At 66.7% G+C, this 26,421-nt stretch carries 25 protein-coding genes and 1 pseudogene; 14 read left to right on the top strand and 12 right to left on the bottom strand.

The features are described from left to right. Window positions 1–106 precede the first annotated feature (106 nt). From proS to dnaE, 5 genes are all read left to right on the top strand, one after another. A complete protein-coding gene (gene proS, locus ABD727_RS07375) occupies window positions 107–1,429 on the top strand; it encodes a proline--tRNA ligase (RefSeq protein ID WP_344706738.1) in 1,323 nt (440 codons plus the stop codon). After that, complete coding sequence (locus tag ABD727_RS07370; protein WP_344706737.1) at window positions 1,426–2,682, top strand: lipoprotein-releasing ABC transporter permease subunit; 1,257 nt, start codon at window positions 1,426–1,428, stop codon at window positions 2,680–2,682. Before proS ends, ABD727_RS07370 begins: the two co-directional genes overlap by 4 nt. Then, the gene (locus tag ABD727_RS07365; protein ID WP_344706736.1) at window positions 2,675–3,370 is read left to right on the top strand and encodes an ABC transporter ATP-binding protein; all 696 of its coding nucleotides are present in this window, start codon (window positions 2,675–2,677) and stop codon (window positions 3,368–3,370) included. Before ABD727_RS07370 ends, ABD727_RS07365 begins: the two co-directional genes overlap by 8 nt. 15 nt (window positions 3,371–3,385) lie before the next feature. Then, entirely contained in the window at window positions 3,386–4,582 is a 1,197-nt protein-coding gene (locus ABD727_RS07360; protein ID WP_344706735.1) for a lysozyme inhibitor LprI family protein, read from the top strand. Window positions 4,583–4,662: 80 nt separating this feature from the next. Then, entirely contained in the window at window positions 4,663–8,100 is a 3,438-nt protein-coding gene (dnaE, locus tag ABD727_RS07355) for a DNA polymerase III subunit alpha (protein WP_344706734.1), read from the top strand. A gap of 101 nt (window positions 8,101–8,201) precedes the next feature. Here the strand turns inward: dnaE and ABD727_RS07350 are convergent, their stop codons facing one another. The 6 genes and pseudogenes from ABD727_RS07350 to ABD727_RS07325 all read right to left on the bottom strand — a co-directional run bounded on the left by ABD727_RS07350 (window position 8,202) and on the right by ABD727_RS07325 (window position 12,258). Beyond that, window positions 8,202–8,849, bottom strand: coding sequence for a hemerythrin domain-containing protein (locus tag ABD727_RS07350; RefSeq protein ID WP_344706733.1), 648 nt, complete (start codon window positions 8,847–8,849; stop codon window positions 8,202–8,204). A gap of 347 nt (window positions 8,850–9,196) precedes the next feature. Then, a pseudogene (gene mtgA, locus ABD727_RS07345) lies at window positions 9,197–9,904 on the bottom strand (monofunctional biosynthetic peptidoglycan transglycosylase); the annotation flags it as partial. A 33-nt stretch (window positions 9,905–9,937) separates the two neighbouring features. After that, the gene (locus tag ABD727_RS07340) at window positions 9,938–10,153 is read right to left on the bottom strand and encodes a hypothetical protein (RefSeq protein ID WP_344706732.1); all 216 of its coding nucleotides are present in this window, start codon (window positions 10,151–10,153) and stop codon (window positions 9,938–9,940) included. A 145-nt stretch (window positions 10,154–10,298) separates the two neighbouring features. Beyond that, on the bottom strand, window positions 10,299–10,820 hold the full coding sequence (locus ABD727_RS07335) for a pyridoxamine 5'-phosphate oxidase family protein (protein WP_344706731.1): 522 nt from the start codon (window positions 10,818–10,820) through the stop codon (window positions 10,299–10,301). A gap of 89 nt (window positions 10,821–10,909) precedes the next feature. Beyond that, window positions 10,910–11,611 (bottom strand): NYN domain-containing protein, encoded by a 702-nt coding sequence (locus tag ABD727_RS07330; RefSeq protein ID WP_344706730.1) that lies wholly within the window; start codon window positions 11,609–11,611, stop codon window positions 10,910–10,912. Then, window positions 11,608–12,258 (bottom strand): carbonic anhydrase, encoded by a 651-nt coding sequence (locus ABD727_RS07325; RefSeq protein ID WP_344706729.1) that lies wholly within the window; start codon window positions 12,256–12,258, stop codon window positions 11,608–11,610. Before ABD727_RS07325 ends, ABD727_RS07330 begins: the two co-directional genes overlap by 4 nt. Before the next feature lie 189 nt (window positions 12,259–12,447). Between ABD727_RS07325 and ABD727_RS07320 the strand changes: the two genes are divergently transcribed. From ABD727_RS07320 to ABD727_RS07310, 3 genes are read left to right on the top strand one after another with little or no spacing between them, the layout of a single operon-like run. Continuing rightward, window positions 12,448–12,786: a DUF3482 domain-containing protein gene (locus tag ABD727_RS07320; RefSeq protein ID WP_344706728.1), complete on the top strand. Its 339-nt coding sequence runs from the start codon at window positions 12,448–12,450 to the stop codon at window positions 12,784–12,786. Between the two features lie 58 nt (window positions 12,787–12,844). Then, window positions 12,845–13,762, top strand: coding sequence for a lipoyl synthase (lipA, locus tag ABD727_RS07315; protein WP_425566769.1), 918 nt, complete (start codon window positions 12,845–12,847; stop codon window positions 13,760–13,762). Window positions 13,763–13,766: 4 nt separating this feature from the next. Beyond that, window positions 13,767–14,228 carry a type II toxin-antitoxin system RatA family toxin gene (locus ABD727_RS07310; protein WP_344706727.1) on the top strand — a complete coding sequence of 154 codons (462 nt, stop codon included), beginning with the start codon at window positions 13,767–13,769 and terminating at the stop codon, window positions 14,226–14,228. Here ABD727_RS07310 and ABD727_RS07305 read toward each other — a convergent pair. Both ABD727_RS07305 and ABD727_RS07300 read right to left on the bottom strand, forming a co-directional pair. Then, on the bottom strand, window positions 14,189–14,692 hold the full coding sequence (locus ABD727_RS07305; RefSeq protein WP_344706726.1) for a CinA family protein: 504 nt from the start codon (window positions 14,690–14,692) through the stop codon (window positions 14,189–14,191). The genes ABD727_RS07310 and ABD727_RS07305 overlap by 40 nt on opposite strands. Window positions 14,693–14,703: 11 nt before the next feature. After that, window positions 14,704–15,843, bottom strand: coding sequence for a bifunctional 2-C-methyl-D-erythritol 4-phosphate cytidylyltransferase/2-C-methyl-D-erythritol 2,4-cyclodiphosphate synthase (locus ABD727_RS07300; RefSeq protein ID WP_344706725.1), 1,140 nt, complete (start codon window positions 15,841–15,843; stop codon window positions 14,704–14,706). 50 nt (window positions 15,844–15,893) lie between these two features. Here ABD727_RS07300 and dusB point away from each other — a divergent pair, with 50 nt between their 5' ends. From dusB to hflX, 5 genes are all read left to right on the top strand, one after another. After that, window positions 15,894–16,889, top strand: a complete 996-nt coding sequence (dusB, locus tag ABD727_RS07295) for a tRNA dihydrouridine synthase DusB (protein WP_344706724.1) — start codon at window positions 15,894–15,896, stop codon at window positions 16,887–16,889. Between the two features lie 82 nt (window positions 16,890–16,971). Then, window positions 16,972–19,215 carry a sensor histidine kinase gene (locus tag ABD727_RS07290; RefSeq protein ID WP_344706723.1) on the top strand — a complete coding sequence of 748 codons (2,244 nt, stop codon included), beginning with the start codon at window positions 16,972–16,974 and terminating at the stop codon, window positions 19,213–19,215. Then, window positions 19,216–20,616 (top strand): nitrogen assimilation response regulator NtrX, encoded by a 1,401-nt coding sequence (gene ntrX, locus ABD727_RS07285; RefSeq protein ID WP_344706722.1) that lies wholly within the window; start codon window positions 19,216–19,218, stop codon window positions 20,614–20,616. Between the two features lie 43 nt (window positions 20,617–20,659). Next, window positions 20,660–21,154 (top strand): RNA chaperone Hfq, encoded by a 495-nt coding sequence (hfq, locus tag ABD727_RS07280; RefSeq protein ID WP_344708040.1) that lies wholly within the window; start codon window positions 20,660–20,662, stop codon window positions 21,152–21,154. After that, the gene (gene hflX, locus ABD727_RS07275) at window positions 21,151–22,455 is read left to right on the top strand and encodes a GTPase HflX (RefSeq protein ID WP_344706721.1); all 1,305 of its coding nucleotides are present in this window, start codon (window positions 21,151–21,153) and stop codon (window positions 22,453–22,455) included. Before hfq ends, hflX begins: the two co-directional genes overlap by 4 nt. A gap of 69 nt (window positions 22,456–22,524) precedes the next feature. On the opposite strand, the gene ABD727_RS07270 is transcribed toward hflX, so the two are convergent. Then, complete coding sequence (locus ABD727_RS07270; protein ID WP_344706720.1) at window positions 22,525–23,706, bottom strand: alpha/beta hydrolase; 1,182 nt, start codon at window positions 23,704–23,706, stop codon at window positions 22,525–22,527. A 97-nt stretch (window positions 23,707–23,803) separates the two neighbouring features. Here ABD727_RS07270 and ABD727_RS07265 point away from each other — a divergent pair, with 97 nt between their 5' ends. Beyond that, window positions 23,804–24,343 carry a DUF4142 domain-containing protein gene (locus tag ABD727_RS07265; RefSeq protein WP_344706719.1) on the top strand — a complete coding sequence of 180 codons (540 nt, stop codon included), beginning with the start codon at window positions 23,804–23,806 and terminating at the stop codon, window positions 24,341–24,343. Here the strand turns inward: ABD727_RS07265 and mazG are convergent. The 3 genes from mazG to ABD727_RS07250 form a co-directional block, all read right to left on the bottom strand. After that, on the bottom strand, window positions 24,340–25,119 hold the full coding sequence (gene mazG, locus ABD727_RS07260; protein WP_344706718.1) for a nucleoside triphosphate pyrophosphohydrolase: 780 nt from the start codon (window positions 25,117–25,119) through the stop codon (window positions 24,340–24,342). The genes ABD727_RS07265 and mazG overlap by 4 nt on opposite strands. Window positions 25,120–25,240: 121 nt before the next feature. Beyond that, window positions 25,241–25,831 (bottom strand): retropepsin-like aspartic protease family protein, encoded by a 591-nt coding sequence (locus tag ABD727_RS07255; protein WP_344706717.1) that lies wholly within the window; start codon window positions 25,829–25,831, stop codon window positions 25,241–25,243. Further along, entirely contained in the window at window positions 25,828–26,415 is a 588-nt protein-coding gene (locus tag ABD727_RS07250; protein ID WP_344706716.1) for a retropepsin-like aspartic protease family protein, read from the bottom strand. The genes ABD727_RS07255 and ABD727_RS07250 overlap by 4 nt, the downstream gene beginning before the upstream one ends. Window positions 26,416–26,421 lie beyond the last annotated feature (6 nt).

Raw genomic sequence — 26,421 nt, 5'->3', positions numbered from 1 at the left:
CATCAAAGACTGGGAACAGGTGCGACTTTTCCACAGGGTCTGTGGCGGGATCGCCACAATGGCCCCTGCATTGCCTGTTCAGGCGGCGCCTTCTAGGAGCGGGCCCATGCGCCTGTCCCAAGCCTTTCTGCCCGTGCTCAAGGAGAGCCCGTCCGACGCCCAGATCGTCAGCCACAAGCTGATGTTGCGCGCGGGCCTTGTCCGCCAGACCGCCGCCGGTATCTACGCCTGGCTTCCTCTCGGCCTGCGCGTCTTGCGCAAGATCGAGCAGATCGTCCGCGAGGAGCAAGACCGGGCGGGGGCGATCGAGCTGCTGATGCCGACTCTTCAGTCGGCCGACCTGTGGCGGCAGAGCGGGCGCTACGATGCCTATGGTCCCGAGATGCTCCGCATCCGCGACCGCCATGATCGCGAGATCCTCTACGGTCCGACTAATGAGGAGATGATCACCGCATTGTTCGCGGCCGAGACCAAGAGCTACCGCGAGCTTCCGCGGACGCTCTACCACATCCAGTGGAAGTTCCGCGACGAGGTCCGCCCGCGCTTCGGCGTGATGCGCGGCCGCGAATTCCTGATGAAGGACGCCTACAGCTTCGATCTCGACGAGGCCGGCGCGCGGCTCAGCTACTACAAGCAGATGCTGGCCTACCTCCGGACCTTCCAGCGAATGGGGATCCAGGCGGTCCCGATGCGGGCGGCCAATGGGCCGATCGGCGGCGACCTGTCTCACGAGTTCATCGTGCTTGCTCCGACCGGCGAGAGCGAGGTCTTCTACGATGCTGCCTACGACAGTTTCGACTGGAGCCAGGCGGATCTCAACTATGCCGACGAGGCTGGGTTGAAGGGGCTGTTTGACCGCGTCAACACGACCTACGCGGCGACTGACGAGACCCACGACGAAGCCAGATGGGCCGAGCTTCCCGAGGGCACGCGCCGCACCGGTCGCGGGATCGAGGTTGGTCACATCTTCAACTTCGGAACCATGTACAGCGAGAAGATGGGCCTCAAGGTTTCAGGCCCGGACGGTTCCACCGTCAGCCCGCACATGGGCAGCTACGGCGTCGGCGTGAGCCGGCTTGTCGGCGCGATCATCGAGGCGAGCCACGACGATAATGGCATCGTCTGGCCCGAGGCGGTTGCTCCGTTCGCGGTCGGGCTGGTGACGATGCGCGGCGACGATGCGGCCTCGAAGGAGGCTGCGGGCAAGCTCTACGACGAGCTCACCGCGGCCGGGGTCGAGGTGCTCTACGATGACCGCGACGAGCGTGGCGGCGCAAAGCTCGCCGGCATGGACCTGATGGGCTTGCCCAGGCAGGTCATCATCGGTCCGCGCGGGCTTGCCGCAGGAACCGTCGAGCTCAAGGACCGCCGCACCGGCGAGAAGCAGGAGATCGCGCTCGATAGCGTGGTCGCGAGACTGACTGCATGATCCTCAATCGCTACGAACGGATGATCGCCAAGCGCTACCTGCTTCCGGGCAAGGGCGAGGGCGAGAAGTTCATCTTCCTCGTCTCGACGATCAGCCTTGGTGCGGTCGCGCTCGGAGTTGCCGCGCTGATCATCGTGATGAGCGTCATGAACGGCTTCCGCGCCGAGCTCTTCGAGAAGACCGCGGGCCTCAACGGGCATGCGATCATCGTCGGCTACGACGGACGGCTGGAGAATTGGCGCGAGATCGCCGACCAGGCGCGCAAGGTGCCGGGCGTGACCTCGGCGCTGCCGCTGGTCGAGCAGCCGCTGATGGCCAGTTCGAACGGGCGGGTCGAAGGCGTCTACTTCCGCGGCACGCGGGTCGAGGACATCCGCTCCAACGCGGTCCTGACCGGCGGGGTCAAGAGCGGCAGCATGGCCAACCTCACCGAGGGCTGCAATTGCGTCGCCATCGGGACCGGGCTCGCCCGCGCGCTCGGTACCTATCCGGGTGGCGAGATCAGCCTGATCAGCCCGGAAGGCCGCTCGACCGCAATCGGGACGGTGCCGAGGATCGTCAGCTACACCGTCGCCGCGACGTTCGAGATCGGGGTCTACGACCTCGATAACGCCTATGTTCTGGCGCCGATGGGCGAAGCGCAGAACTTCCTCATGCTCGGCGACGCGGTCGGCATGGTCGAGGTCAAGGTGCAGGAGCCCGACAAGATCGACGAGCAGATGCCGGCGCTCGAGCGGATCGCCGCCGCCCGCGGGCAGGCAACCGACTGGCGCAAGATGAATTCCGCCATCTTCGAGGCGCTCGAGGTCGAGCGGGTGGCGATGTTCGTCGTCCTCTCGCTGATCATCCTCGTCGCGGTGTTCAACATCCTGTCGAGCCTGATCATGCTGGTCCGCGCCAAGACCCGCGACATCGCCATCCTCCGGACCATGGGCGCAAGCCGCAAGGGGATGATGAAGGTGTTCGTGACGGTGGGCACGACCATCGGCACGCTCGGGCTGCTGCTCGGCTTGGCGCTCGGCGCGATCTTCCTCTTCTTCCGCCAGCCGATCGTCGATGCGATCCAGTGGCTGACCGGCCAGAACCTGTGGGATCCGTCGGTCCGCTTCCTCTCCGAACTGCCGAGCAAGACCGATCCGGTCGAAGTGGCGGTGATCGTCATCATTGCCTTCGTGCTGAGCTTCCTTTCGACGCTCTACCCGGCGTGGAAGGCGGCTAGCACGGACCCGGTGCAGGTGCTTCGCTATGAGTGAGCCGGTCCTCGCGACGGGCAACCTTGCCCGGTCCTTCACCCAGGGTGACGTCACGATCGAGGTGCTTCGCGGGGTCGACCTCGCGGTCCAGCCGGGCGAAATCGTTGCCCTTCTCGGACCTTCGGGCTCGGGCAAGTCGACCCTGCTTCAGGCGGTCGGGCTGCTCGAGGGCGGGTTTGAGGGATCGATCCGCATCGCCGGGCGACAGGCCGAGAAGATGGACACCGACGAGCGGACCGAGCTTCGCCGCGAGGCGCTCGGCTTCGTCTACCAGTTCCACCACCTGCTGCCCGATTTCACCGCCATCGAGAACGTCGTTCTACCGCAGATGATCAAGGGCGAAGAGCCGGAGGCGGCGCGAGAGCGGGCCGTGTCGCTGCTGACCGCGCTCGGCCTCGGGCATCGGCTCGACCATCGCCCGGCCAAGCTGTCGGGCGGCGAGCAGCAGCGGGTCGCGGTGGCACGCGCTCTTGCCAACCGGCCTCCGCTGGTGCTCGCCGACGAGCCGACCGGCAACCTCGACGAGCATACCGCCGACGTGGTGCTGGCCGAGTTCCTGAGCCTGGTGCGCGGGGAGGGGAGCGCGGCGCTGGTTGCGACCCACAACGAGCGGCTGGCGCGCAAGATGGACCGGGTGGTGCGATTGCACGAAGGACGGCTCGAGCAGTTGGGACCAAAGTCCGAGTGATGCGTTCGGGGGCGCATGGTCCAGCGTCCTCCCTTCGATAATGATCGCCCGCCCGCCCCGGGTGGCTTCGACCCTCGCTATGGTCGCGAGGATCGCGCCCCCGACCCCCGCGGCGGCCCCGATCCGCGCTTTGCCGACGAGCGGCGCTATGGCGAAGAGGAACGCCGTTACAATCGCGACCCCCGCGATCCCCGCGACCCTTATGCTGGCGAGCCCGATCCGTTCGACCGGCGCGGACCCGTGCCGCCTGCCTCGCGACCGGCCATGGCGCGTTCGACCGAGATCCTCCTCGCGCTTGGCGGGCTGCTCCTGCTCATCGTCGCACTCTTCGCACTGACGCTCGGACGTTCGGGCGCGGGTTCCGACGCGCTCGACAATGCTTCCGACAACGGCACGGCGGCGACTGAGCCTGAAGACCGCTGCGCCGCCCCGGCGACCTACGAGAAGATCAAGCGCGAGCTGTTCCGCCAGGCGGCGGCGCAGCGTGGCACCGATCAGTCGGTCTTCGATCGCCTGTCGAGCTATGCCTCGATCCGCGTCACCTCCCCGGTGCTCCGCGAAGAGGACGAAGGCCTTCAGCGGGTGAGCTGCTCGGGCAATGTCGCCATCGACCTGCCGCCGGGCGTGCAGGTGGTCGGCAATCGCCGAAGCCTCTCTGCGGCCGTTCAGTACAGCCTCCAGCCGGCGGCCGATGGCAATGGCGACGTCGTCACCCTGACCGGAGCCGAGCCGATCACCGCGCCGCTCGCCACCCTTGGTCGCGTCGCGACCAGCCCGGCCGCGCCTTCCAGCAGCACGACCGCGCCCCCGCCGACCGAGCCGATCACCAACCCGAACCAGCTGCCCTCCCGGCCCGCGCCGGTCACCCCGCCGCCGCCACCATCGCCGGCTCCTGCGCCGCCTGCCCCGCCGAGGGCCGACCCGCAGGTCAGCACGCGACCGAGCTTCAACTGCGCCAATGCCCGCACCCGCGGCGAGATTGCGGTCTGCGGCAGTTCCGACCTTGCTGCGCTCGACCGGCAGATGGCTGGCTTCTACGTCGAGGCCCTGCGCGGCGCGGACAGCAGCGAGCGCGCCTTACTCCAGCGCACCCGCGACCGCTTCCTCACCTATCGCGACCGCTGCCGCAGCAACAGCTGCGTCGCCGACGCCTATCGAGGACGGATCAGCGAGATCAGGGACATCGTCGACGGGCGCTGGCGCGGCCAGTAGGCCCTGAGGGCGCGACGGAACTGGGGATAAGTCGCGCCCTTCCGCTTTCCCTGGTGGGCTCCCATTTGCTAGCCTGAACCATGGCCTTCGTTCCCCTTCGCGTCCTTTCCTGTTTCTCGATGCTCGAAGGGGCGATCGAGCCCAAAGATCTCGCCAAGGCGGCGAAGAAGCGCGGCTTTCCCGCGGTCGCCCTGACCGATCGCAACGGCCTCTACGCGGCGATGGCATTCAGCGACGCGGTGGCGGGCGAGGGCGTCCAGCCGATCGTCGGCGCGACCCTTGGCATCGCCCGTCCGGCCGAGTGGGGCGGCAAGGCCGAGACGGTCGACTGGCTCGCGCTGCTGGCCAAGGACGAGGCCGGCTATGCCAACCTCTGCCGGCTGGTCAGCAAGGCGCACATGGAGCGGCCCGACCATCTGGTGCCGCACGTCACCCTCGACGACCTTGGCGGACACAGCGAGGGCCTGATCGCGCTGACTGCGGGCGGCGAGGGGAGTGTCGCAAGGCTGCTCGCCGACGGGCAGGCCGCCAAGGCTCGTATTGCGCTCGAGGCGCTGGCGTCGATCTTTCCCGATCGCCTCTATGTCGAGCTCAGCCGTCGCGGCGACGACGTCGAGGAGGCCGCCGAAGGTGCGCTGATCGACCTCGCCTACGCGCTCGACCTGCCGCTCGTGGCGACCAACCCCGCGCTCTACGTCGAGCCCGGCTTCCATGCCGCGCACGACGCCATGTTGTGCATCGCCGACAGCGCCTATGTCGACAGTGCCGAGCGGCGGCGGTCGAGCGAGCATGCCTGGCTCAAGGGCGGTGCCGAGATGGAGGCGCTATTCGAGGATCTGCCCGAAGCGCTCGCCAACACCTTGGTCGTTGCCCGGCGCTGCGCCGTCGCCGCACCCAAGCGCCGCCCGATCCTGCCGCGGATGGGCGAGGACGAGGACGAGGCGCTTCGTGCCGCCGCCCGCGCCGGTCTCGAAGCCCGCATCACGGACTATGCCGAGGATCTGAAGCCCGGCTACCGCGAACGGCTCGAGTTCGAGCTCGACGTCATCGTCCGAATGGGGTTCGCGGGCTACTTCCTGATCGTCGCCGACTTCATCCAGTGGGCCAAGGCGAACGACATTCCGGTCGGTCCGGGGCGCGGCTCGGGCGCGGGCTCGGCGGTCGCGTGGGCGCTGCTCATCACCGACCTCGACCCGATCGAACTCGGCCTGCTCTTCGAGCGCTTCCTCAACCCCGAGCGCGTGTCGATGCCCGACTTCGACATCGACTTCTGCGAAACCCACCGGGACAAGGTCATCCGCTACGTCCAGCAGAAGTATGGCCGCGATCGGGTGGCGCAGATCATCACCTTCGGGCGAATGAAGAGCCGCGCGGTGCTCAAGGACACCGGGCGCGTGCTGCAGATGAGTTACGGCCATGTCGACCGGCTCGCCAAGCTCGTCCCTAACCATCCGACCGACCCGTGGACGCTTGAGCGCTCGCTGAACGGCGTCAGCGAGCTCGCGGCCGAGGTGAAGAACGAGCCGCAGGTCAAGCGACTGTTCGACCTCGCGATGAAGCTCGAGGGCCTCCCGCGGCACAGCTCGACCCACGCCGCGGGCGTGGTGATCGGCGACCGCCCGCTCCAGGAGCTGGTCCCGCTCCATCGCGATCCCCGCTCAGACATGCCCGTCACCCAGTTCGACATGAAATATGTCGAGGGCGCGGGCCTGGTGAAGTTCGACTTCCTCGGCCTCAAGACCCTGTCGGTGCTGAAGGAAGGCCAGCGGCTGCTCGCCAAGCGGGGTGTCGAGGTCGACTTCGCCAAGCTCGGCTGGGACGATCCGAAAGTATACGAGCTGCTCCAGCGCGGCGACACGGTCGGCGTCTTCCAGCTCGAATCGGAAGGCATGCGGCGGACGCTGGCGGCAGTGCGTCCGACCAGCTTCGGCGACATCATCGCGCTGGTCTCGCTCTACCGGCCGGGCCCGATGGACAACATTCCGCTGTTCGGCGATCGCAAGAACGGCCGCCAAACGATTGAATATCCTCATCCTCTGCTCGAGGACGTCCTGAAGGAGACATACGGGATCTTCGTCTACCAGGAGCAGGTCATGCAGGCCGCGCAGGTGCTGGCCGGCTACAGCCTCGGCGAAGCGGACCTGCTGCGCCGCGCGATGGGCAAGAAGATCAAGGCAGAGATGGACGCCCAGCGCGCCCGCTTCGTCGAGGGCTGCGGGCGGCAGGAGATCAAGCCGGCCAAGGCCAATGAGCTGTTCGACTTGATCGACAAGTTCGCGGGCTACGGCTTTAACAAGAGTCACGCGGCCGCCTACGCGCTGGTCGCCTATCATACCGCCTGGCTGAAGGCGCATCATCCGGCCGAGTTCTTCGCCGCCTCGATGAGCTACGACATCCACCAGACCGACAAGCTCTGCCTGTTCGTCGATGACCTCCGGCGCATGGGGCTGACCCTGCTCGCGCCCGACATCAATGCGAGCGAGGCGGACTTCGACGTCGCGGATGGTGCGGTCCGCTATGCGCTTGGCGCGCTCAAGGGCGTTGGCGAGAAGGCGATGGAAGAGCTGGTCGCCGAGCGGAAGCGCAAGCCCTTTGCCAGCCTCGAGGACTTCGCCGCGCGGATCGACCCGCGGATCCTCAACCGCCGGCAGCTTGAGAGCCTTGCCGCGGCGGGCGCGCTCGACGGGCTCAACGGCGAGCGCGCCGCGGTCCATGCGGCGTCGGAGACGATCCTCGCCCATGCCGCAAGCGCGCACCAGGAGAAGACCAGCGGGCAGGGCGGACTGTTCGGAGGGGGCGGCGAGGCCGAGGACGTGGCGCCGATCAGGCTTCCGCGCGATGCGCGCTGGAGTCTTGCCGAACGGATGGCGGCCGAGCGCGACGCCTTCGGCTTCTATTTTTCCGCCCATCCGGTCGACCAGCACAAGCACCTGCTTGCGGCCCACCGGGTGCGGCAGAGCACCGAATTGGGGCTGGTCGCCATTCCCGCAGACGGCCGCGGCGGAGCAACCATGGCGGGGTTGGTCGAGGAGGCGCGCTGGCGCACTTCGCAGAAGGGCCGTCGCTTCCTGATGGCGCGATTCAGCGACGGCGGCGGCCAGTTCGATGCGACGGTGTTCGACGACGAGGCCGCCGAAGCGGTCGAGGCCGCGGCCAAGATCGGCGGCTGCGGCCTCCTCTCGGTCGAACTCGACCGGCGTCCAGGCGAGGAGCAGCCGCGCGTGACGATCAAGCGCTACCAGCCGCTCGACGAACTGGCGCGGCGGAGCCGGGTCGAACTGACCGTGCGCTGCCCCGACGAAGCCGCGGTTCGGCTGGTCGTGGCGGAGCTCGGCTCGTGCGAGGCCGGAAGCGGGATCGTTCGACTGGAAGTGCCGGTCAGCGACGGTCGCACGGCGACGGTGCTGCTGCCCGGCCGCTTCTCGGTCGATGCCGAACTCGGCGCGAGGCTCGAGCGGTTCGTGGGCGAGAACGGGGTCACGCTCGCGGCGGCGGAGCAGCTGCGGCTGGTAGGGTAACGAGAAGACGTCGGACCCGCGCAGGTGGAGACCTCAGGAGGCTTTTGCCTCCGGTTTTCACCCGCGCCGGTTCAACGCCGAGATGACAGATCTTGCGAGCGTCAGTTCATCTTCATGCCTTCCTTGTTCATCAGCATGGTGATCTTGGCGTTCTGCTCCTCGCTCATTGACGTCTTGAAGCGCGGATAGACCTGCTCTTCCTCCATCCGGGCATGCTCCTCGATGAGGTCGCGGAACTCGCGGACGGTCGGCAGGAATTCGGCCGAATCCTTTTCCATGTTCTCAAGCCGATAGAGGTAGGTCTTCACATAGCCATGCTCATGCTCGAGATGGTCGGCGTCGACCGTCTCGTTGGCCTGGCGGAGCGCCGGATAGACGACCTGCTCTTCCTGGTGGGCATGCTTGTTCAGCGCGTAATGGATGGTCTTCACAAGGCTCGCGCGCTTGCCGGTCTCGTCATCCTCGGTGGCCAGGAGAAGGTCGAACTTGGCAAGGGTCGCCTTGTGCTCGAGCTTGAGGATCTCGTCCCACTCGTTGCCCGCCATCATGGATTCGGACTTCTGCTGGAGGAACTTGCGCGCCCAGTTGGCACCGATCCCGATCGCCGCGCCGGCGGCCAGTGCGCCGAGCAGCGGAACCGCATTGTCCTCGACGCGGTCGAAGTTGAAGGCGCTCTTCTCGGCGGAATTGCGGGCGCTGCTCTTGTCGCTGCGGCTGTTCCGATCGCGGGTCTGGTTACGCGTCGCCATGTCTACTCTCCTTGGCTCGAATGTCTTGGCTCGGGAACGGGTGGGAGAGCGTCACCGTTCCTGTTGCGAATGGTTAGCAGTTACCCCGCATCCGTGTTGGCCTGCGGCTCCGGATCAGGCTGCGGCGGCTCGTCCTCGGGCTCGGCGGGTTCGACGACGGGTGCCGGCGGTGCGGCGTCGGGAGCAGGTGAGGGCGGCTCCGCGGGAGCGGCTGGCAGGCTGTCCAGCACCTCTGCCGGCGGTGGAGGCGGCGGCGGGGTCGCGGTCTCGACATCGTCACCAGGCAGCGACTGAGGCTTGCGCGACGGCGGAGGGGTACGGTCACGCGGCGCCACGGTGCCTTCGTAGACGCAGCCGTCGAGGCCGTCGCGCGCCACCACGCCGATGCGCGCGGCGATGCTGTTGCCGTAGCGGCGGGTAAAGCCCTGCGGCGCAATCGCCTCCCGCCCCTTGGGCAGTGGGAGCACGGCGGCCAAGCGAGCGGCCTCGGTACGGGTCATCGCGGCGGCGTCATGGCCGAAATAGCGTTGCGCCCCGGCATTCACTCCGTAGGTCCCGATTCCGGTCTCGGCGACGTTGAGATAGACTTCCATGATCCGCCGCTTTCCCCACAGGCGTTCGGCAAGGAAGGTGAACCAGGCCTCGAGCCCCTTGCGGGCGTAGCCGCCGCCCTGCCAGAGGAAGGCATTCTTGGCGGTCTGCTGGCTGATGGTGGAGCCACCGCGGATCCGTCCGCCGCTCGCATTGCGCCGGGCCGCGTCGCTGATCGCGTCCCAATCGAACCCGCGGTGGCTGCAGAACTTGCTGTCCTCGGCGGCGATGACGCCGCGGACGATGTCGCGGTCGATCTCGTCGAGGCTCATCCAGTCACGGGTCGCGCCGCGACCGGCAAGGAGGTCGCCAGCCATGGTGAAGGTCAGCGGCGGGTTGATGAAGCGATAGGCGAGCACCCACAGCGCCGACAGCAGGACGAAGCCGACTGCGAGCTTGACCAGCAGGAGGAACAGCCGCGCGGGTAGCGAGCGGCGGGTGGAGCGGGTAGGGGAGCGCGCCATGACGGCACGGCTACTGCGTGGCTGCGCCGCGCGCTAGTCCCCGAGGCTGGTCACGGCGAGGCGTTCGGCGGCCTCTTCATAGCCGACTGCCATGCGCCGGAGCACATCGGCGGCCTCACTGTCCGATATGCCCGCGGCGAGACGTCGGCAGCGCTCCGCCTTGGCCAAAAGCGAATCGCCGTCCTGGCAAGGATTGGGCAAGGTGTTGACGATGAAGGTCTGGGGTCCGCGCTCGAAATCGGTCGCCAAGATGTCTCTTCCAAACTGGTCGTACTGGACGCGATCGACACGCAGCCGTTCGCGCGGAGGGTTGAACGGCTGCGCGTGAGTCGGGTTCCGGACTTAGGCCCGCACTTCGGTCGACGAAGTGGAACCGTGTCGTGAACGCAACAGGCTAGAGGGCGACTTCCGCCTGATTCGCCTGCTGATGGTCCTTGCCCGGATCGCGGCCAAGGAATTTGAGCGCGGCGGCGACGAGAGTCGCACCCGCCTCGGCCTTCCAGATCTCGGCCTTGCTGGTGTCGAAGCGCAGCAGCTGGAGATCGGGGTCGTCCTTGCCGTCCTTGTACCAGCTGGCGATGAACGGGTTCCAGAACTTGTCGACCAGCGCACGGTCCTCGACCAGCTCGAGCGTGCCATGAATATGGGCGAAGAGGTCGTGACCCTTCGACACGTAGGTGCAGACCGCGCGATTGTTCTCGGACAGGCCCTTCACGATCGCTTCCGACTTGGCGCCGAAGAAGTAGATGTCGCCACCGTCCTTCAGTTCCTTGTCGTTCTGCCAGTTGACCTGTGCGGTCCATGGGCGGGTGCGGCTGTCCTCGACGCCTTGAAGTCCGATCATCACGAAGGGGGAGCCCTTCAGCTCCTTCCAGAATAGCTCCTTCAGTTCTTCGGCGCGCTCGGCGTCTGCCACGTCTCTTCTCCCGGGGATGATGGTTCGGGAGCGGAACGGGAGAGGGCGGTCAGGGTTCCCTGCGGCCCGGCAACATGCCGAGCCGGAGATCAGCGGAGCCGCTTGACCAGCAGGCGGCCGTCGTCCGCGCGGCGAACTCCGAATTGCTCGAGCGTGCCGAACAGCTCGGACAGGCTGCGTGCGCCATAGTTGCGGACGGAGAAGCTCGACAGGTTGGCGGCGCGCTGCCCGACCTCGGAGATAAGCGCGTAGCCCTCGTCGTCGCGCTTGCTCTGCTTCCAGGCGTCGCCGAGCACCTTGACCACGTCGCTGGTCGGGCCCTGTGGCACCTCGGCCGGCTCCTCGTTCGGAGCGCTTGCCTGAAGCGCCGCGACGTCGATGAAGCGGGTGCAGGCGGCCTTGAGGCTCTGCGGGGTCTTGGTCGTGCCGAAGCCGTAGACCGGGAGCCCGGATTCTCGGATGCGCTGCACCAGCGGCGAGAAGTCGCTGTCGCTCGACATGATCCCGAGACCGGCCATCTGCCCGCGGTAGAGCAGGTCCATGCAGTCGATGATCATCCGCATGTCGGTCGCCGACTTGCCCTTGACCACGTCGAACTGCTGCACCGGAACGATGCTGTGTTCGTAGGTCAGCGCTTCCCAGCTCTTGAGCTGCGCCTTCTTCCAGTTGCCATAGGCGCGGCGGATGTTGATCGCGCCGAGCTCGCTCAGGACCAGAAGAACCTCGTCGAGATGATCGGGAGAGGCATTGTCGGCGTCGATCAGCAGGGCAATGTTCGGAGCGCCGATCATTCCTTGGCCCCAGCGTGGTCTAGGTCGGGCTCGCCGACCGCATGGAAGCGGCCGCTGGCCTCGTCGAGCTCCCACAGACGTCCTTCGGCGATGGCGAAATGGCAGCCGTGGAGCTCGATCTCGCCGCGAGCCTCGCGCTCGGCGACGAAGGGGAAGGTGCGAAGATTGTGGAGGCTGGTCTTGACGCCCTCCAGCTCGAGCGCGTGCTGCGGATCGTCGGTGCCGCTGGCGCGGACCCGCTCGACCGCGGGATCGAGCAATCCGATCCAGCGGTCGATGAAGGTGCGGTCAGGATCGCCGTGGCCACCGAGCGCGGCAGCGACGCCACCGCAGGCGCCGTGGCCCATGACGACGATGTGACGGACGCCGAGCTTGGTGACCGCGAACTCGAGCGCCGAACTGACTCCGTGGAGGCCGCCGTCCGGTTCGCAGGGCGGCACCAGGTTGGCGACGTTGCGGAGGATGAAAGCCTGCCCCGGCTCGGTGTCGAAGATGGTCGCCGGGTCGACCCGGCTGTCGCAACAACCGATGATCATGACCGGCGGAGACTGGCCGGTCGCGAGGCTTTCCCAGCGCCGCCGCTCGGTCTCGTAGCGGCCGGCACGGAAACGATCGTAACCTTGAAGAAGGGCGCGAAATTCTGACACTTGAAACAGTCTCCCCGGACAAGGCTGATGATCAGCGTCGAGCCATCACTGTCGAGCGAGGCCGGCGCTTGGTCCCGCTCTCGGAAGTGGCGGCTAGATCAGCCTTCCGCGCTTGGCAATCGGTCGCCTGACGGAACGAACTCGCCCGCGCATCTTTGATGTCGTCTGCAAACCCGAGGAGACGGCAAGATGAAAACGGCAATGATGACGGCGCTGGTCGCCGGAAGCCTGGCGGTGACCGGCTGCGCCACGACCAATCCCTATGGCGATCCCTATTACAACAACAATGGCTCGAGCCAGGCGGGTCGCGCGGCGACCGGCGCTGCGGTCGGCGCGGCCGTCGGCGCCGGTGTCGGCGCGGTGGTTCCGGGCGTGTCGGTCGGTACCGGTGCGATCGCGGGCGGCATCGCCGGTGCGGTGCTCGGCGCGGTGGTCAACAACCGCCAATATTATCGCGATACCCGCGGCTACTGCTATTACGTCGATAGCCAGGGCCGTCCGATCTACGACTACAACACCCGCTGCTAGTCACGGATGACGACGGGGAGGGGTGGCAGAGGCTGCCCCTCCTCGCTACATGGCCGGCATGAACGCGCCGACCGCTCTTCCGACCCCGCCACGCGCACGGAAGCCCGACTGGATCCGGGTCAAGGCCCCGACCAGCGAGGGCTATGCCGAAACCCGCAAGCTGATGCGTTCGCTCAACCTCGCCACTGTGTGCGAGGAAGCGGCCTGCCCGAACATCGGCGAGTGCTGGACCAAGAAGCACGCCACGGTGATGATCCTTGGCGATACCTGCACCCGGGCCTGCGCCTTCTGCAACGTCAAGACCGGCATGCCACGCGCTGTCGACCCCTTTGAGCCGCAGAACACGGCCATCGCCGCCGCCCAGCTCGGGCTCGAGCATATCGTCATCACCAGCGTCGACCGCGATGACCTTCCCGACGGCGGCGCGAGCCAGTTCGTCAAGGTGATCGAGGCGCTCCGCCGCGAGACGCCGAAGACCACCATCGAGATCCTGACCCCCGACTTCCGCAACAAGTCGGAAGAGGCGGTGGCGCGGATCGTCGATGCCGGGCCTGACGTCTACAACCATAATCTCGAGACGGTGCCGAGGCTTTACCCGACCATCCGGCCCGGCGCGCGCTACTACGCGTCGCTCCGCCTGCTCGAGAGCGTCAAGCGCCGCAATCCGGCGATCTTCACAAAGTCGGGCGTGATGGTGGGCCTGGGCGAGCAGCGGCTCGAGGTGCACCAGGTCATGGACGACATGCGCTCGGCGGACATCGATTTCCTGACCATGGGTCAGTATCTCCAGCCGACCCCGCGCCATGCCAATGTCGAGGAGTTCGTCACTCCGCAGGCGTTCCAAGCCTATGCCGCCATCGCTCGAGCCAAGGGATTCCTGCTGGTCGCGGCGAGCCCGCTGACCCGCTCGAGCTACCACGCCGGCGACGATTTCCGGAAGATGCAGGCGGCCCGCGCGGAGCGGCTCGCCCGCTAGAGCCATGCCGCGCCATTCCGAACAGCGTCACCTGCCCTACACTCCGGAGCAGTTGTTCGACCTCGTCGCCGACGTGAAGCGCTACGACGAGTTCCTGCCATGGGTGAGCGCGGTACGCGTCCGTTCGTCGAGCGAGACCGACATGGTGGCCGACCTGATCGTCGGCTTCGGCGCTTTCCGCGAGCGCTTCACCAGCAAGATCGGCAAGCAGCGCCCCGAGGCGATCACCGTCGACTATGTCGAGGGGCCGCTGAAGTTCCTCCACAACGAGTGGCGCTTCGAGCCCGCCGAGGACGGCGGGACCAACCTTCATTTCACGGTCGACTTCGCTTTCCGTAGCCGAATTTTCGAGGCGGTCGCGGGGCAGGTGTTCGATCGCGCGCTGCGCAAGATGACCGGCGCCTTCGAGGCACGCGCCGCGGCGCTCTACGGAGCGAGCAGCTCGAGCGCACAGAGCGCCGCCTGAAGCCGGATCCCGGCGCGACCGCCATTCGCGTCGAACAGCTTGGTATCGGCGATGATCTGGTCGGGGTCCTCGCCCCGAATGGCACGGGCAAAGACCACGGTTCCGACCGGTTTCGACGGTGAGCCGCCGCCCGGCCCGGCAATTCCCGTGATCGCCACGGCGACGTCGGCGCCCGAGCGTTCGAGCGCGCCCTTGGCCATCGCCCAACCCGTCGCGACGCTGACCGCGCCGAAAGTGTCGAGAACATCGTGGCTGACCCCGAGCGCCGCCATCTTGGCCTCGTTGGCATAGGTGACATAGCCGGCTTCGAACATCGCCGAGGAGCCCGGGAGCTCGGTCAGAGCCGCACTGACAAGGCCTCCGGTGCAACTCTCCGCCACCGCCACCCGGCGGCCCGCGGCAAGGTTGGCGGCGACGATCTCGCGTGCCTTCGCGAGCAGTTCGGGATGAACCAGCGACTCCATCGGCACCTCGGTTAGTCGGGCAGGCGGACGGTGGCGATCGCCTGCGCGGCGATCCCTTCGCGCCTTCCGGTAAAACCAAGCTGTTCGGTGGTGGTTGCCTTGATGCTTACCCGCTCGATGGCGAGACCGAGGATCTCTGCGACGCGCGCCTGGATGGCGGCGCGGTGCGGACCGACCTTGGGCGCCTCGCAGATCACGGTGCAGTCGACATGGTCGATGATCCCGCCCTTGGCCCTGATGAGGTCGGCGGCATGGATGAGGAAGCGGTCGCTCGCCGCGCCCTTCCATTGGGGATCAGAGGGAGGGAAGTGCTGGCCGATGTCGCCGAGCGCGGCGGCCCCGAGGAGCGCGTCGGTGATGGCGTGGAGGACGACGTCGGCATCGCTGTGACCGGCGAGGCCCTGCGGATGGTCGATCGTGATGCCTCCCATGATGACCGGGCCCGGCCCGTCGAAGGCGTGGACGTCGAAGCCGGTGCCGGAGCGGCTGATCATTCGAGCCTGCAGCATCATTTCCGCGCGTTCCCAGTCTCTTGCAGTGGTGAGTTTATGAAGGTCCTCATCCCCGGCGACGGTCACGACCTTGAGCCCGGCATGCTGCATCACGCTGCTCTCGTCGGTGGGCGCGCCCGAGCCGGCCTCGTCATAGGCGAAGCGCAGGTCTTCGATGTGGAAGGCCTGCGGGGTCTGGACCCGAAGCATCTGGTTGCGATTGACCGTGCCGCGAAGCTCGCGGTCGCCTTTTGCCAGCGTGTCGGCAACGGCAAGCACCGGAACCGCGCCATCGGCGCTCTCGAGCGCGTCCAGAAGGCGGTCTACGACCTCTGGCGGACAGAAGGGGCGGGCGGCGTCGTGGACGAGGACGATCCCGTCGTCTATCGCTGCCAGGCCGGCACGAACGCTGTCGGCGCGTTCCCTGCCGCCGATGATCAGCTCGCCAACGTCGAGGCTGCCGAGCGCCTTGCGGGCGAGCTCTTCCTGCCCGCCCCCGATCACGACGCGCACCGCGGTGATCCGCGGATGGCTGAGCAGCGCCTCGCAGGCGTGAGCGAGCAGCGCCTTGCCGGCGAGCGGGCGATATTGCTTGGGGGTCTCGCCGCCCATCCGGGTCCCGGATCCGGCGGCGACGATGAGGGCGGTCACCTGGGTCACGAGGCGCGCCTTGCCCGTTCGGGGCCTCTCCTGTAAAGGCGCGCGCTCCCATGGACAGCTTCAAGCCTATCACGATCGGCCCGGTCCGGATCGACGCGCCGGTCATCCTTGCGCCGATGACGGGGGTCACCGACCTCCCGTTCCGCAAGGCGGTCAAGCGCTATGGCGCGGGCCTAACGGTCAGCGAGATGATCGCCAGCCAGGCTGCGATCCGCGAGACCCGGCAGAGCCTTCAGAAGGCGCTTTGGGACCCGAGCGAAGAGCCGGTCAGCCTCCAGCTCGCCGGCTGCAGCCCCAAGGAGATGGCCGACGCCGCGCGCCTCAACGAGCAGCGCGGCGCGGCGATCATCGACATCAATATGGGCTGCCCGGTGAAGAAGGTCGTGAACGGCGACGCGGGAAGCGCGCTGATGCGCGACCTTCCGCTCGCGGCTTCGATCATCGAGGCGACGGTCAAGGCAGTGTCCGTGCCGGTGACGGTCAAGATGCGGATGGGCTGGTGCCACGAGAGTCTCAACGCACCCGAGCTCGCGCGCATTGCCGAGGACCTCGGCGCGAAGATGATCACCGTCCACGGCCGCACCCGCAACCAGATGTACAAGGGAAGCGCCGACTGGTCGTTCGTCCGCAAGGTCAAGGATGCGGTCAGCCTGCCAGTGATCGTCAACGGGGATATCTGCACCCGCGATGACGCGCGCGAAGCCCTGCGTCAGTCGGGCGCGGATGGCGTCATGGTCGGGCGTGGTGCCTATGGCCGGCCGTGGCTGCTCGGGCAGGTCATGGCCGACCTTGCCGGCACGACAGGGCCAGATCCCAGCATGGACGAGCAATTGGCCGTGATCCTCGAGCAATATGACGCCATGCAGTCGCTCTACGGCAGCGTGACGGGGGTCAACCTCGCCCGCAAGCACATCGGCTGGTACACCAAGGGGATGCACGGGTCGGCCGAATTTCGCCAGAAGGTCAATACGATCGACGATCCCAGCACGGTCGTGGCCATGCTCAAGGAATTCTATGCTCCCTGGCTGAGCAGGGCCGCCGCCTAGCCTTCTCCCGCCCGAAAAAGTTAACGTCTCCAGTCACAAACTGTGTTCTGGAAGCAACAACTCCGTGCTAGGGCAGGCGAACATGGATGTTCGTTCGGCCGCTTCCACGCTCGATCAACCGCCCAGCCTGAAGCGCTGGCTCGCGGCGGAGCGCGCGAATGGCCGCTTCTACCGGGTCGCCGAGCTGGTCACGCTGGGCGTGCTACTGGTGATGATGGTGGTGGGCTGGGGCGTGCTCAGCCGCGGTGATCCGTCCGAGATGGTTTCGCCGCCACTCATCGCCTTGCTGCTGGTGGCGAACCTTATACCGGCCATCCTTCTGATGGTGCTTTTGTCCCGGCGTTTTGCCATCCGCAGGGCGGAGCAGGGCGGACTTGGCACGGGACTGCTTCACACTAGGCTGGTCGCGCTCTTCTCGACGATCGCGGCAGTCCCCACCGTCCTCGTCGCCATCTTTGCGTCCTTCCTTTTACAGTCGGGTCTGGAGTTCTGGTTCTCGACCAAGGCTCGGACCATGATCGAGAACAGCGTTCAGTTAGCTGACGGGGTCTACAAGGAAGAAGTAAGGCGCGTTGCCGACGAGACCCGGACCATGAGCAGCGATGTCTCGGGTTATCTCAAGCAGGTGCCGATCGATGATCCGCGTTTCGCCGATGCCGTGGCCAGCGTGCAGGTTCTCAATCGCGAACTTTCAGAAGCGATCATTTTTCGGGTTGGTCAGGACGGAGCGATCCTGACCGAAGTCTTGGTCAATCCTTATGAGCGGGACCTCACCAAGCTGATCACGCCCGACAAGATCGCGGCTTTGAACGCGGGTCCGGTTGTGGCGATCAATTCATCCGACCGCATCGGCGCGCTCACCCGGCTCGACTATGGTCCGGCCACTTACCTCTACGCCGCGCGCGTGTTCGAACCCCAATTCGGGCGCCAGTTAACTCAGGCGCAGGACGTGCTTACGGACTATCAGGGGTTGCTCGAGCGGGCGCGGCTGTATCAGCTTCGGTTCAACGGAGCGCTGCTCATTGGCAGTCTTTTGATTGTCGGGCTTGCGATCTTTTTCGCTCTCAAGATCGCCGACCGCCTCGTCCGTCCGCTCGGCGGTCTCGTCACCGCGGCGGGCCGGGTGGAGGAGGGGGACTTCTCGACCCGCGTGCCGATCGAGAAGAGCGACGACGAGATCGGCGTGCTGGCCGCGGCGTTCAACCGGATGACGGGGCGTCTCGAGGAGCAGACCGGCGCGCTGAAAGCGGTCAACACGCAGCTCGATACCCGCCGTGCCTTCATCGAGGCGGTGCTCGGGTCGGTTACCGCAGGTGTCATCGCGCTCGACAGCGAACGACGCATTCTGCTTACGAACCGCTCGGCCGAGGCTCTGCTGCAGCACGGCGCCGAAGGGATCGAGGAAAGGGCGCTTGACGAGGTATCGCCCGAGTTGGCGGAATTTCTCTGCGGCGACCAACGGGAGGCGGACGTCTTGGTGCGGGCCGAAGGCGGTCAGCGGACGCTGGCGGTCAAGCGCGTGCGCTATGCCGACGGCTGGGTGCTGACCTTCGACGACATCACCGAGCAGCTAGCCGACCAGCGCCGAGCGGCCTGGTCCGACATCGCCCGGCGCATCGCGCACGAGATCAAGAACCCGCTGACCCCGATCCAGCTCGCCGCCGAACGGATTCAGCGGCGCTTCGGCAAGGAGGTTCAATCCGACCCCGAGACCTTCGGACGACTGACCGAGACCATCGTACGGCAGGTTGGTGACCTCCGCCGGATGGTCGACGAGTTCGACAATTTCGCGCGCATGCCAAAGCCGGTGTTCAAGGACGAGAATGTCCACGACATCGCGCGCACCAGCCTGTTCCTGCACGAGGTGGCGCACCCCGGCATCACCTTCACGCTTGATCCCCAGGCGGGCGACATCCGGATGATCTGCGACCGCCAGCAGCTCGGCCAGGCGCTGACGAATGTCGTCAAGAACGCCGTCGAAGCCATTGAGGCGAGGCGCAATCGCGGCGAGATGACCTTCGCCGGCGATCGCATTGACCTGAAGATGTCGAAGGACGAGCGGCAGCTGGTGATCGACCTATTCGATACCGGCATCGGCCTTCCGCAGGAGCGCGAGCGGCTGACCGAACCCTATATGACGACGCGGGTACGCGGGACCGGGCTCGGGCTCGCCATCGTCAAGAAGATCGTCGAGGAACATGGCGGCGAGATCGCCTTCCTCGACCGGGCTGGTGGGGGCACTCACGTCCGCATCGCCTTCGACCTCGCCAAGCTCGACCTGCTTGCCGATGACGCCGAACAACCGAATAATGAGGAGGTCGCCTGAATGGCGCTCGAAGTGCTGGTCGTCGATGACGAGGCCGATATCCGTGAACTGGTCGCCGGAGTGCTCGAGGACGAGGGCTATGCGGTGCGTTCCGCTGCCAACTCGACCGAGGCGCTGGAGGCGATCGAGAGCCGGCGGCCGAGCCTGGTGCTGCTCGATGTCTGGCTGCAGGGCTCGCGCCTCGACGGGCTGCAACTGCTCGAGCAGGTGAAGGCGCGCGATCCCTCCTTGCCGGTGCTGATGATCAGCGGCCACGGCAATCTCGACACCGCGGTGGCGGCGATCCGCGAAGGCGCCGTTGACTTCATCGAGAAGCCCTTCGAGGCGAGTCGCCTGCTCCACCTCGTCGGCCGGGCGACCGAGACCGACCGGCTTCGCCGCGAGAATGCGACGCTTAAGCAGCGCGTCGGAAGCGACGACCAGCTCAACGGCAATTCGGTCGCGATCAACACCGTCCGGGCAACGCTGAAGCGGGTCGCGCCGACCGGCAGCCGGGTGCTGATCACCGGGCCGGCAGGGGTTGGCAAGGAAATCGCCGCGCGGACTATCCACAACTGGAGCCCGCGCGCCGCCGGCCCGTTCGTCACCGTGGCTGCGGCGCGAATGGACCCGGGCCGGGTCGAGGAAGAGCTGTTCGGTTCGGAAGGGGACGGGGTCGCGCGTCCGGGCTTCCTCGAGCAGGCCCATGGCGGGACCTTGTTCCTCGACGAGATCGCCGACATGCCGCTGACCACGCAGGGCAAGATCCTGCGGGTGCTGACCGACCAGAGCTTCACCCGCGTCGGCGGGCAGCGGCCGGTCAAGGTCGACGTCCGGGTCCTTTCGGCAACCTCGCGCAACCTCAGCGAGGAGATTGCGGCCGGGCGCTTCCGCGAAGACCTCTACTATCGACTGAACGTCGTGCCGGTGCGGATCCCGCCCTTGCGCGAGCGGCGCGAGGACATTCCCGAGCTCGCAATCCACTATCTCGCGCGCTTCGCTGCCGAGCGCGGGATGGTCTCGCCGAGCCTGTCGGACGAGGCGCTCGCCGCGCTCCAGGCGCACGACTGGCCGGGTAACGTCCGGCAGCTGAGGAACATCATCGAACGAACCGTCATCATGGCGCCGACCGATCGCCTCGGCCGGATCGACATCGACCTGCTGCCGGGCGAAGTGCTCGACACTGGCGGATCGGGCGGCATGTCGAATGCCACCCTGTCGATCATGGGCTCGCCGCTCCGCGAAGCGAGGGAAAGCTTCGAGCGTGAATATCTGCGGGTCCAGATCCGTCGCTTCTCGGGCAACATCAGCCGCACCGCGAGCTTCATCGGGATGGAACGCTCGGCCCTTCACCGGAAGCTCAAGGCGCTCGGCCTGGGCGAGAAGGGACAGAATGGCGAAGAGGAGCGTTCAGGCAGCTGAGACGGGATCGTCTCGTCACGATAAACAGAAGAACGACAGAACAATGCCGTCGAAGACTTTGAGTTTGCAGGATCACTTCCTGAACAGCCTGCGCCGTACCAAGACCCCGGTGACCATCTTCCTGGTCAAGGGCGTGAAGCTGACTGGCGTCATCACATGGTTCGATGCCTTCTCGCTGCTGTTGCGGCGAGAGGGCGTGAGTCAGCTCATCTACAAGCATGCGATGTCGACCATCCTGCCGTCCGAAGTGCCCGCGGATCTCGAACTCGAGAGCTTCCGCGGTGACGCGCTGGAGGAGGGGAGGGCGACGCTCCAGGATCGCTTCCTTGCCGCGTCCATCCGCCAGAAGGAGCCGATGACGGTGTTCCTGGTGAATGGTGTCATGCTGCAGGGCGAGGTGGTCGCGTTCAACCGCTTCTCGATGCTGCTGGGCCGTGGAAGCCAGGTGCAGCTCGTCTACAAGCATGCGGTCTCGACCATGCAGCCGGCAAGCCAGCTCCAGCTCGGCGACGGCGAGTTGGAGGACGGCGCCAAGTGAGCACCGGCTTCGACCGCGCCGGCGGGGACGGGCTTCGACGCGGCGAGAAGGCGCTGGTCGTCCTGCCCGACCGCTCGGGCGAGATGAACGCGCGGACGGTCGATGCGCGGCTCGACGAGGCGTCGGGGCTGGCCGAGGCGATCAGCCTCGAGGTCACCGAGCGAATGTCCTTCCGGATCCGCCAGCCGCGCCCGGCGACGCTGTTCGGCAAGGGCCAGGTGGAGGAGATCGCCGCTCGGGCCGAAGCGATCGAGGCCAAGGTCCTCGTGGTCGACGCCGCGCTGACACCCGTCCAGCAGAAGAACCTGGAGGACGGGACCAAGGCGAAGGTCATCGATCGGACCGGGCTTATCCTCGAGATTTTCGGGGAGCGCGCCGCGACCGCGGAAGGGCGGCTCCAGGTCGAACTCGCCCACCTCGATTATCAGGCCGGGCGGCTGGTGCGCAGCTGGACCCACCTCGAACGCCAGCGCGGCGGCTTCGGCTTCCTCGGCGGCCCGGGTGAAACCCAGATCGAGGCCGACCGGCGGCTGATCCGCGACCGGATGGCCCGGATCCGCAAGGAGCTCGACCAGGTGAAGCGCACCCGTGCGCTCCATCGCGACCGGCGCAAGCGTGCGCCCTGGCCCGTCGTCGCGCTGGTCGGCTACACCAATGCCGGCAAGTCGACGCTGTTCAACCGGCTGACCCGTGCAACGGTGATGGCCGAGGACCTGCTGTTCGCGACGCTCGATCCGACCATGCGCGAGATCGCGCTGCCCGGCTTCGACAAGGCGATCCTGTCGGACACGGTGGGCTTCGTCTCGAACCTTCCGACCGAACTCGTCGCAGCCTTCCGGGCGACGCTCGAGGAAGTCGCGAGCGCCGACCTCATCCTGCACGTGCGCGACATCCACCACCCCGACAGCGACGCCCAGAAAGCCGATGTCGAGCAGGTGCTGAGCGATCTCGGGCTCGAAGCCGGCGAAGGCTCGCCACCTCGGCTCGAGGTCTGGAACAAGGTCGACCTGCTCGACGGCGATGATCGTTCGGCGGTCGAGAATGAAGCTGACCGGCGTGACGACGTCGTCACCCTGTCGGCGCTGAGCGGCGAGGGCACCGACGCCCTGCTGGCGAGGATCAGCGCACTCCTCCGGCAGGGTGCCGCGGTGCATCATCTGCGCCTGTCGGCGGGTGACGGCGGGCGGCTCGCCTGGCTGCACAGCCGCGGTGAAGTGCTCGAAAGCCGCGCGGACGGTGACGAGATGTTCGTCGCGGTCCGGCTCAGCCCCGAGAACTGGCAGCGCTACCAGGGGCTGTAAGTCGAGTGGTCTGATTAAGTATGTAGGAACAACGGGGCGACCAATCGGCCGCCCCGCCTCTGAAAGCTGTTATCCGCGCTCGCCCGCCCGCGTGCCGTTTGGCATCGGCATTGGCATAGGCTCCGGAGCCGGCGCCGCTCCGACCGGACCTGCCATGCCGCTCAGCGCTTGGCGCAGCTTGCCGCCAGCCCACTGCTGGGCCTCGGCCGCATCGCGGATTACCGCGTCCGCACCAAAGAACTCGTGCGCCGATCCGGCCCACTCACGCCGCTCGACTTGCACGCCCGCGGCGGCAAGCCGCTGCGCCAGCAATTCGCCTTCCGAACGCAGGGGATCGACCTGCGCGGCGACGATCGTGACCGGCGGCAGTCCCTGGAGGTTGGCGCCGACGAGATTGATCCGCGGGTCCATCAGGTCGGCTGGCGAACGCGGCACGTAGCGGAAGAACCAGGCCATCAGCGCGCGGTTCAGAGTCGGGCCGTTGGCCGTGTCCTGGTAGGACGGCGTATTCAGGTCGTTGCCCGCGATCGGATAGACCGAGACGATGTGGCGGGGGAGGGGCAGGCCCGCGTCGCGCGCCTGCATCGCGGTGGAGACGGCGAGATTGCCGCCAGCGCTCTCGCCGGCAAAGGCGATGCGGCTCGGATCGGCGCCGATCGAGGCGGCGTTCTGGAGCAGCCAGCGATAGGAGGCCAGGGCGTCGTCATGCTGGGCAGGGAAGGGGGCCTCGGGCGCTCGCCGATAGTCGACCGAGACGACGATCGCCTGCGCGTTGCGGGCAAGGCCACGGGCGCCACCAGCATAGACCTTGCGGTCGGCGATCACCCAGCCGCCGCCATGGAAATACAGGATGACCGGCAGAGGGCCACGCGCACCGGTCGGGGTGAACACAGTGGCCGGGAGGCTGCCAGCGGCTCCGGTGACCGAAATCTCGCGCTCGGTCAGGCCGGGCGGCGGGGTTGTCGGGCGGCCCTGCGCGCGAAGAACGGCATTGACGCCATCGGTGAAGGTCGGCTGCTGCCGCGCCGCGACGGGATCGAGGCTGTGATAGGGTCGGGCCTTCAACTGCTTGGTCAAAGCGTCGACGACTGCCTGGTTCTCGGCATCGAGCGGAGCGCCGCTGAAGGGCACGCCCGGCTGGCCCTGCGTGGCTGGGACCGAGGTTCCGGGTACCTGCGCGAGCACGGGTAGGCTGATGGCAGCGAGAAGGGCGCCGGTAAGGGCAAGAGTGCGTTTCGGTTTAATGCTCATCGCCGGCGCGATCCTGTCTGAAAAGTGAACAGCCGGGGAACGATGCCCGGGCGGCAGCGGTTCCGACCGGCAAGTTATTGATTGTCAGGAGATGGCCGTGACGCTGCCCAAGAATCTTATCGCTTTCGCATCGGCCGTGTCGGTGGCTGCCGTGGCCGTCCCCGCCGCCGCAACCCTTCCAACTCCGCCGCAAGGTGCCGCGACCCAGCAGGCATCGGCCTATCTCTTTCATGGCGGAGCAGGGGACGTCTTCGAGATCACCAGCAGCATGATCCTCCTCGGCAAGAGCAGCAATCCTCAGGTCCGTGCCTATGCGACCATGCTGATCGACCATCACAGCCGCACCACCAATCTGGCGCTGACCAACGCCAAGGCCGCAGGCGTCATGGCGCCTCCGCCGGAGATGTCGCCGATGCAGAAGACCATGATCGGGCAGCTTCACGCCGCGTCACCGGCTTCGATCGATCGCCTCTACCTGCAGCAGCAGGTGCCGGCCCATCAGCAGGCGCTTGCTCTGCAAAGCGGCTACGCCCGCAATGGCGATACTCCGCTGCTTCGTCAGACCGCGCAGGGTGCGGTCCCGATTGTCCAGTCGCACCTCAACGAAGCGCAGCAGATGCTGCGCATGGTCCGCTAGTCTCGAGCAGCAGTCGTCTTGGCCTCGGACCAGAGCGCTTCCTTCTGGTCGAGGTTCAAGGCCTCGAAGTCCGGCGCGGTCTCGATCCGACGGAAGCGACGCTCGAACTTGGCATTGGCCTTGCGTAGAGCCTCTTCCGGATTGATCTTGAGAAAGCGTGCGAAGTTGACGACGGCGAACAGCAGGTCGCCGACTTCCTCTTCGCGCTGCTCGTCACTGTCGGCGGCATCGATCTCGCCAAGCTCTTCATGGATCTTGGCCCTAGGTCCCTCGGCGTCGGGCCAGTCGAAGCCGGTACGGGCAGCGCGCTTCTGCAGCTTGAGGGCGCGTTCGAGCGCCGGCAGGGCGAGCGCGATCCCGGCGAGTGCGCTCGGATCGTCGGGCCGGGCAGCGCGCTCGGCGGCCTTGATCTCTTCCCACCGATGATGGCCTCCGGAAGGATCGTCGCCGAAGATGTGCGGATGCCGCCGCTCCATCTTGTCGCTGATCGCGTCGAGCACCTGGGCGAGCGTGAAGTGACCGGCCTCGGCGGCCATCTGCGCATGGAAGACGATCTGCAGCGCTAGGTCGCCGAGTTCGTCACGCAAGTCGGCAAGGTCGCCACGCTGGATCGCGTCGGCAACTTCGTAGGCTTCCTCGATCGTATAGGGCGCGATCGTCTCAAAGGTCTGGACCGTGTCCCATTCGCACCCACGCTCGGGATCACGCAGTCGCGCCATGATGGTCATCAGGCGCTGGAGCGCGGGAGAAGCGTCGGGTTGGGCGTGGCTCATCATGGCGACTTCATCGTCGGATCAATCAAGCGGCGCAATCCTGCCAGCAGGGCGACGAGGATAGAACAATCCGCAAGTCTGATAATATGTATTATGTAAAGTCAGGTGCGATGTTGAGGCTCTATCAGCCCTCCAGCACCAGCCAGCGCCCTTCGACGCTCCATCGCTTGAGGCTGGTCAGATAATTCATGCCAAGGACGTTGAGGTCGTCGCCGTCGGCCACGAACAGGCGGACATCCCGGCGCTGGATGCCGCCGAGATCGACCGTCTCGGCCGACGTCCTCGCGACACGGATCAGGCCATTGCCCGTGCGCACGACCTGGTTGCGCTGATCGCCGACCGGCACTCCAGCGAGTTCAGCGGTGGCGCGCCCGATCGTGGTCATGGTCGCGCCGCTGTCGATCAGGAAATCGACCGGCACGCCGTTGACCTCGGCCTGGACCCAGAAATGGCCATCGATCGCCAGCGGGACGCGGATCCTGCCCTCGGCCATGCGGACGGGCTTTCCGGTGGCCTCGGACTCAAGGCGCTGCGCGACATATTGCAGGTCGTCGCGAAAGCTGAAGACGATGAAGCCAGCCCCGAAGATGACGATGAACGCCAGCACCGAGGTGATGCCCTTGGCCAGCGGCGAGCGGCGGCCGATCATCGCTCCGGCGAGCAGCATGAACGCCATGAGGATGTAGAGCCCGCCGAGCTGGAGATCGTTGGTCATGGCTTGAGGACGAGGTCGTTGCCCTGGACGCCCCAGCTCGAAAGGCTGGACAGGAAGTTCATGCCGAGCACGCTGGTGTCGTCGTTCGGGTTAATGCCAACCGCCATGTCGGTACGGCGGATCGTGCCGACCTCGAGCAGGCCGGCTGTCGCCCGCGGCATGAACACCGTTCCATTGGCTGTGTCGACGAAATCACCGCGCATGCCGGGATCGAGCTTCGCGGCGTCGGCGACCTCGCGAGTCACGGTCGTGGTGGTCGCTCCGCTGTCGACCAGGAAGCGGACCGGAGCACCGTTGATCCGCGCATCGACCCAGAAGTGGCCGTCGTCGCGCTTGGCCAGGCGAAGCCCCTCCCCGCTGATGGTCGGCTCCGCGCTTCCGAGCGCCTCGCTCTTGAGCCGGCTGCCGAGCGCCGAGAACTCCCCGCGAAAGGCGAACAGGGCGAAGGCCACGCCGAAGACGGCGACCCACGCCAATCCCATCTTCATCGCCTTGCCGGCAGCGATCCGCCTGCCGACGAGGCTCGACCCGACCAGCACCAGCAGGAGCAGCAGATAAAGAACGTTCGCGCTATCGTCGGCCATGGGTGG

This window comes from Sphingomonas swuensis (assembly GCF_039538045.1).
Taxonomy (GTDB): domain Bacteria; phylum Pseudomonadota; class Alphaproteobacteria; order Sphingomonadales; family Sphingomonadaceae; genus Sphingomicrobium; species Sphingomicrobium swuense.
Note: the sequence above shows the minus strand (reverse complement) of the source record. Positions and strands in the feature narration are given on the sequence as shown.

Excerpts from the sequence above, each read along its gene's own strand:
- proS (WP_344706738.1), top strand. The coding sequence starts at position 107 with ATGCGCCTGTCCCAAGCCTTTCTGCCCGTGCTCAAGGAGAGCCCGTCC.
- ABD727_RS07370 (WP_344706737.1), top strand. The coding sequence starts at position 1,426 with ATGATCCTCAATCGCTACGAACGGATGATCGCCAAGCGCTACCTGCTT.
- ABD727_RS07365 (WP_344706736.1), top strand. The coding sequence starts at position 2,675 with ATGAGTGAGCCGGTCCTCGCGACGGGCAACCTTGCCCGGTCCTTCACC.
- ABD727_RS07360 (WP_344706735.1), top strand. The coding sequence starts at position 3,386 with ATGGTCCAGCGTCCTCCCTTCGATAATGATCGCCCGCCCGCCCCGGGT.
- dnaE (WP_344706734.1), top strand. The coding sequence starts at position 4,663 with ATGGCCTTCGTTCCCCTTCGCGTCCTTTCCTGTTTCTCGATGCTCGAA.
- ABD727_RS07350 (WP_344706733.1), bottom strand. The coding sequence starts at position 8,849 with ATGGCGACGCGTAACCAGACCCGCGATCGGAACAGCCGCAGCGACAAG.
- ABD727_RS07330 (WP_344706730.1), bottom strand. The coding sequence starts at position 11,611 with ATGATCGGCGCTCCGAACATTGCCCTGCTGATCGACGCCGACAATGCC.
- ABD727_RS07320 (WP_344706728.1), top strand. The coding sequence starts at position 12,448 with ATGAAAACGGCAATGATGACGGCGCTGGTCGCCGGAAGCCTGGCGGTG.
- lipA (WP_425566769.1), top strand. The coding sequence starts at position 12,845 with ATGAACGCGCCGACCGCTCTTCCGACCCCGCCACGCGCACGGAAGCCC.
- ABD727_RS07310 (WP_344706727.1), top strand. The coding sequence starts at position 13,767 with ATGCCGCGCCATTCCGAACAGCGTCACCTGCCCTACACTCCGGAGCAG.
- ABD727_RS07305 (WP_344706726.1), bottom strand. The coding sequence starts at position 14,692 with ATGGAGTCGCTGGTTCATCCCGAACTGCTCGCGAAGGCACGCGAGATC.
- dusB (WP_344706724.1), top strand. The coding sequence starts at position 15,894 with ATGGACAGCTTCAAGCCTATCACGATCGGCCCGGTCCGGATCGACGCG.
- ABD727_RS07290 (WP_344706723.1), top strand. The coding sequence starts at position 16,972 with ATGGATGTTCGTTCGGCCGCTTCCACGCTCGATCAACCGCCCAGCCTG.
- ntrX (WP_344706722.1), top strand. The coding sequence starts at position 19,216 with ATGGCGCTCGAAGTGCTGGTCGTCGATGACGAGGCCGATATCCGTGAA.
- hfq (WP_344708040.1), top strand. The coding sequence starts at position 20,660 with ATGCCGTCGAAGACTTTGAGTTTGCAGGATCACTTCCTGAACAGCCTG.
- ABD727_RS07270 (WP_344706720.1), bottom strand. The coding sequence starts at position 23,706 with ATGAGCATTAAACCGAAACGCACTCTTGCCCTTACCGGCGCCCTTCTC.
- mazG (WP_344706718.1), bottom strand. The coding sequence starts at position 25,119 with ATGATGAGCCACGCCCAACCCGACGCTTCTCCCGCGCTCCAGCGCCTG.
- ABD727_RS07255 (WP_344706717.1), bottom strand. The coding sequence starts at position 25,831 with ATGACCAACGATCTCCAGCTCGGCGGGCTCTACATCCTCATGGCGTTC.
- ABD727_RS07250 (WP_344706716.1), bottom strand. The coding sequence starts at position 26,415 with ATGGCCGACGATAGCGCGAACGTTCTTTATCTGCTGCTCCTGCTGGTG.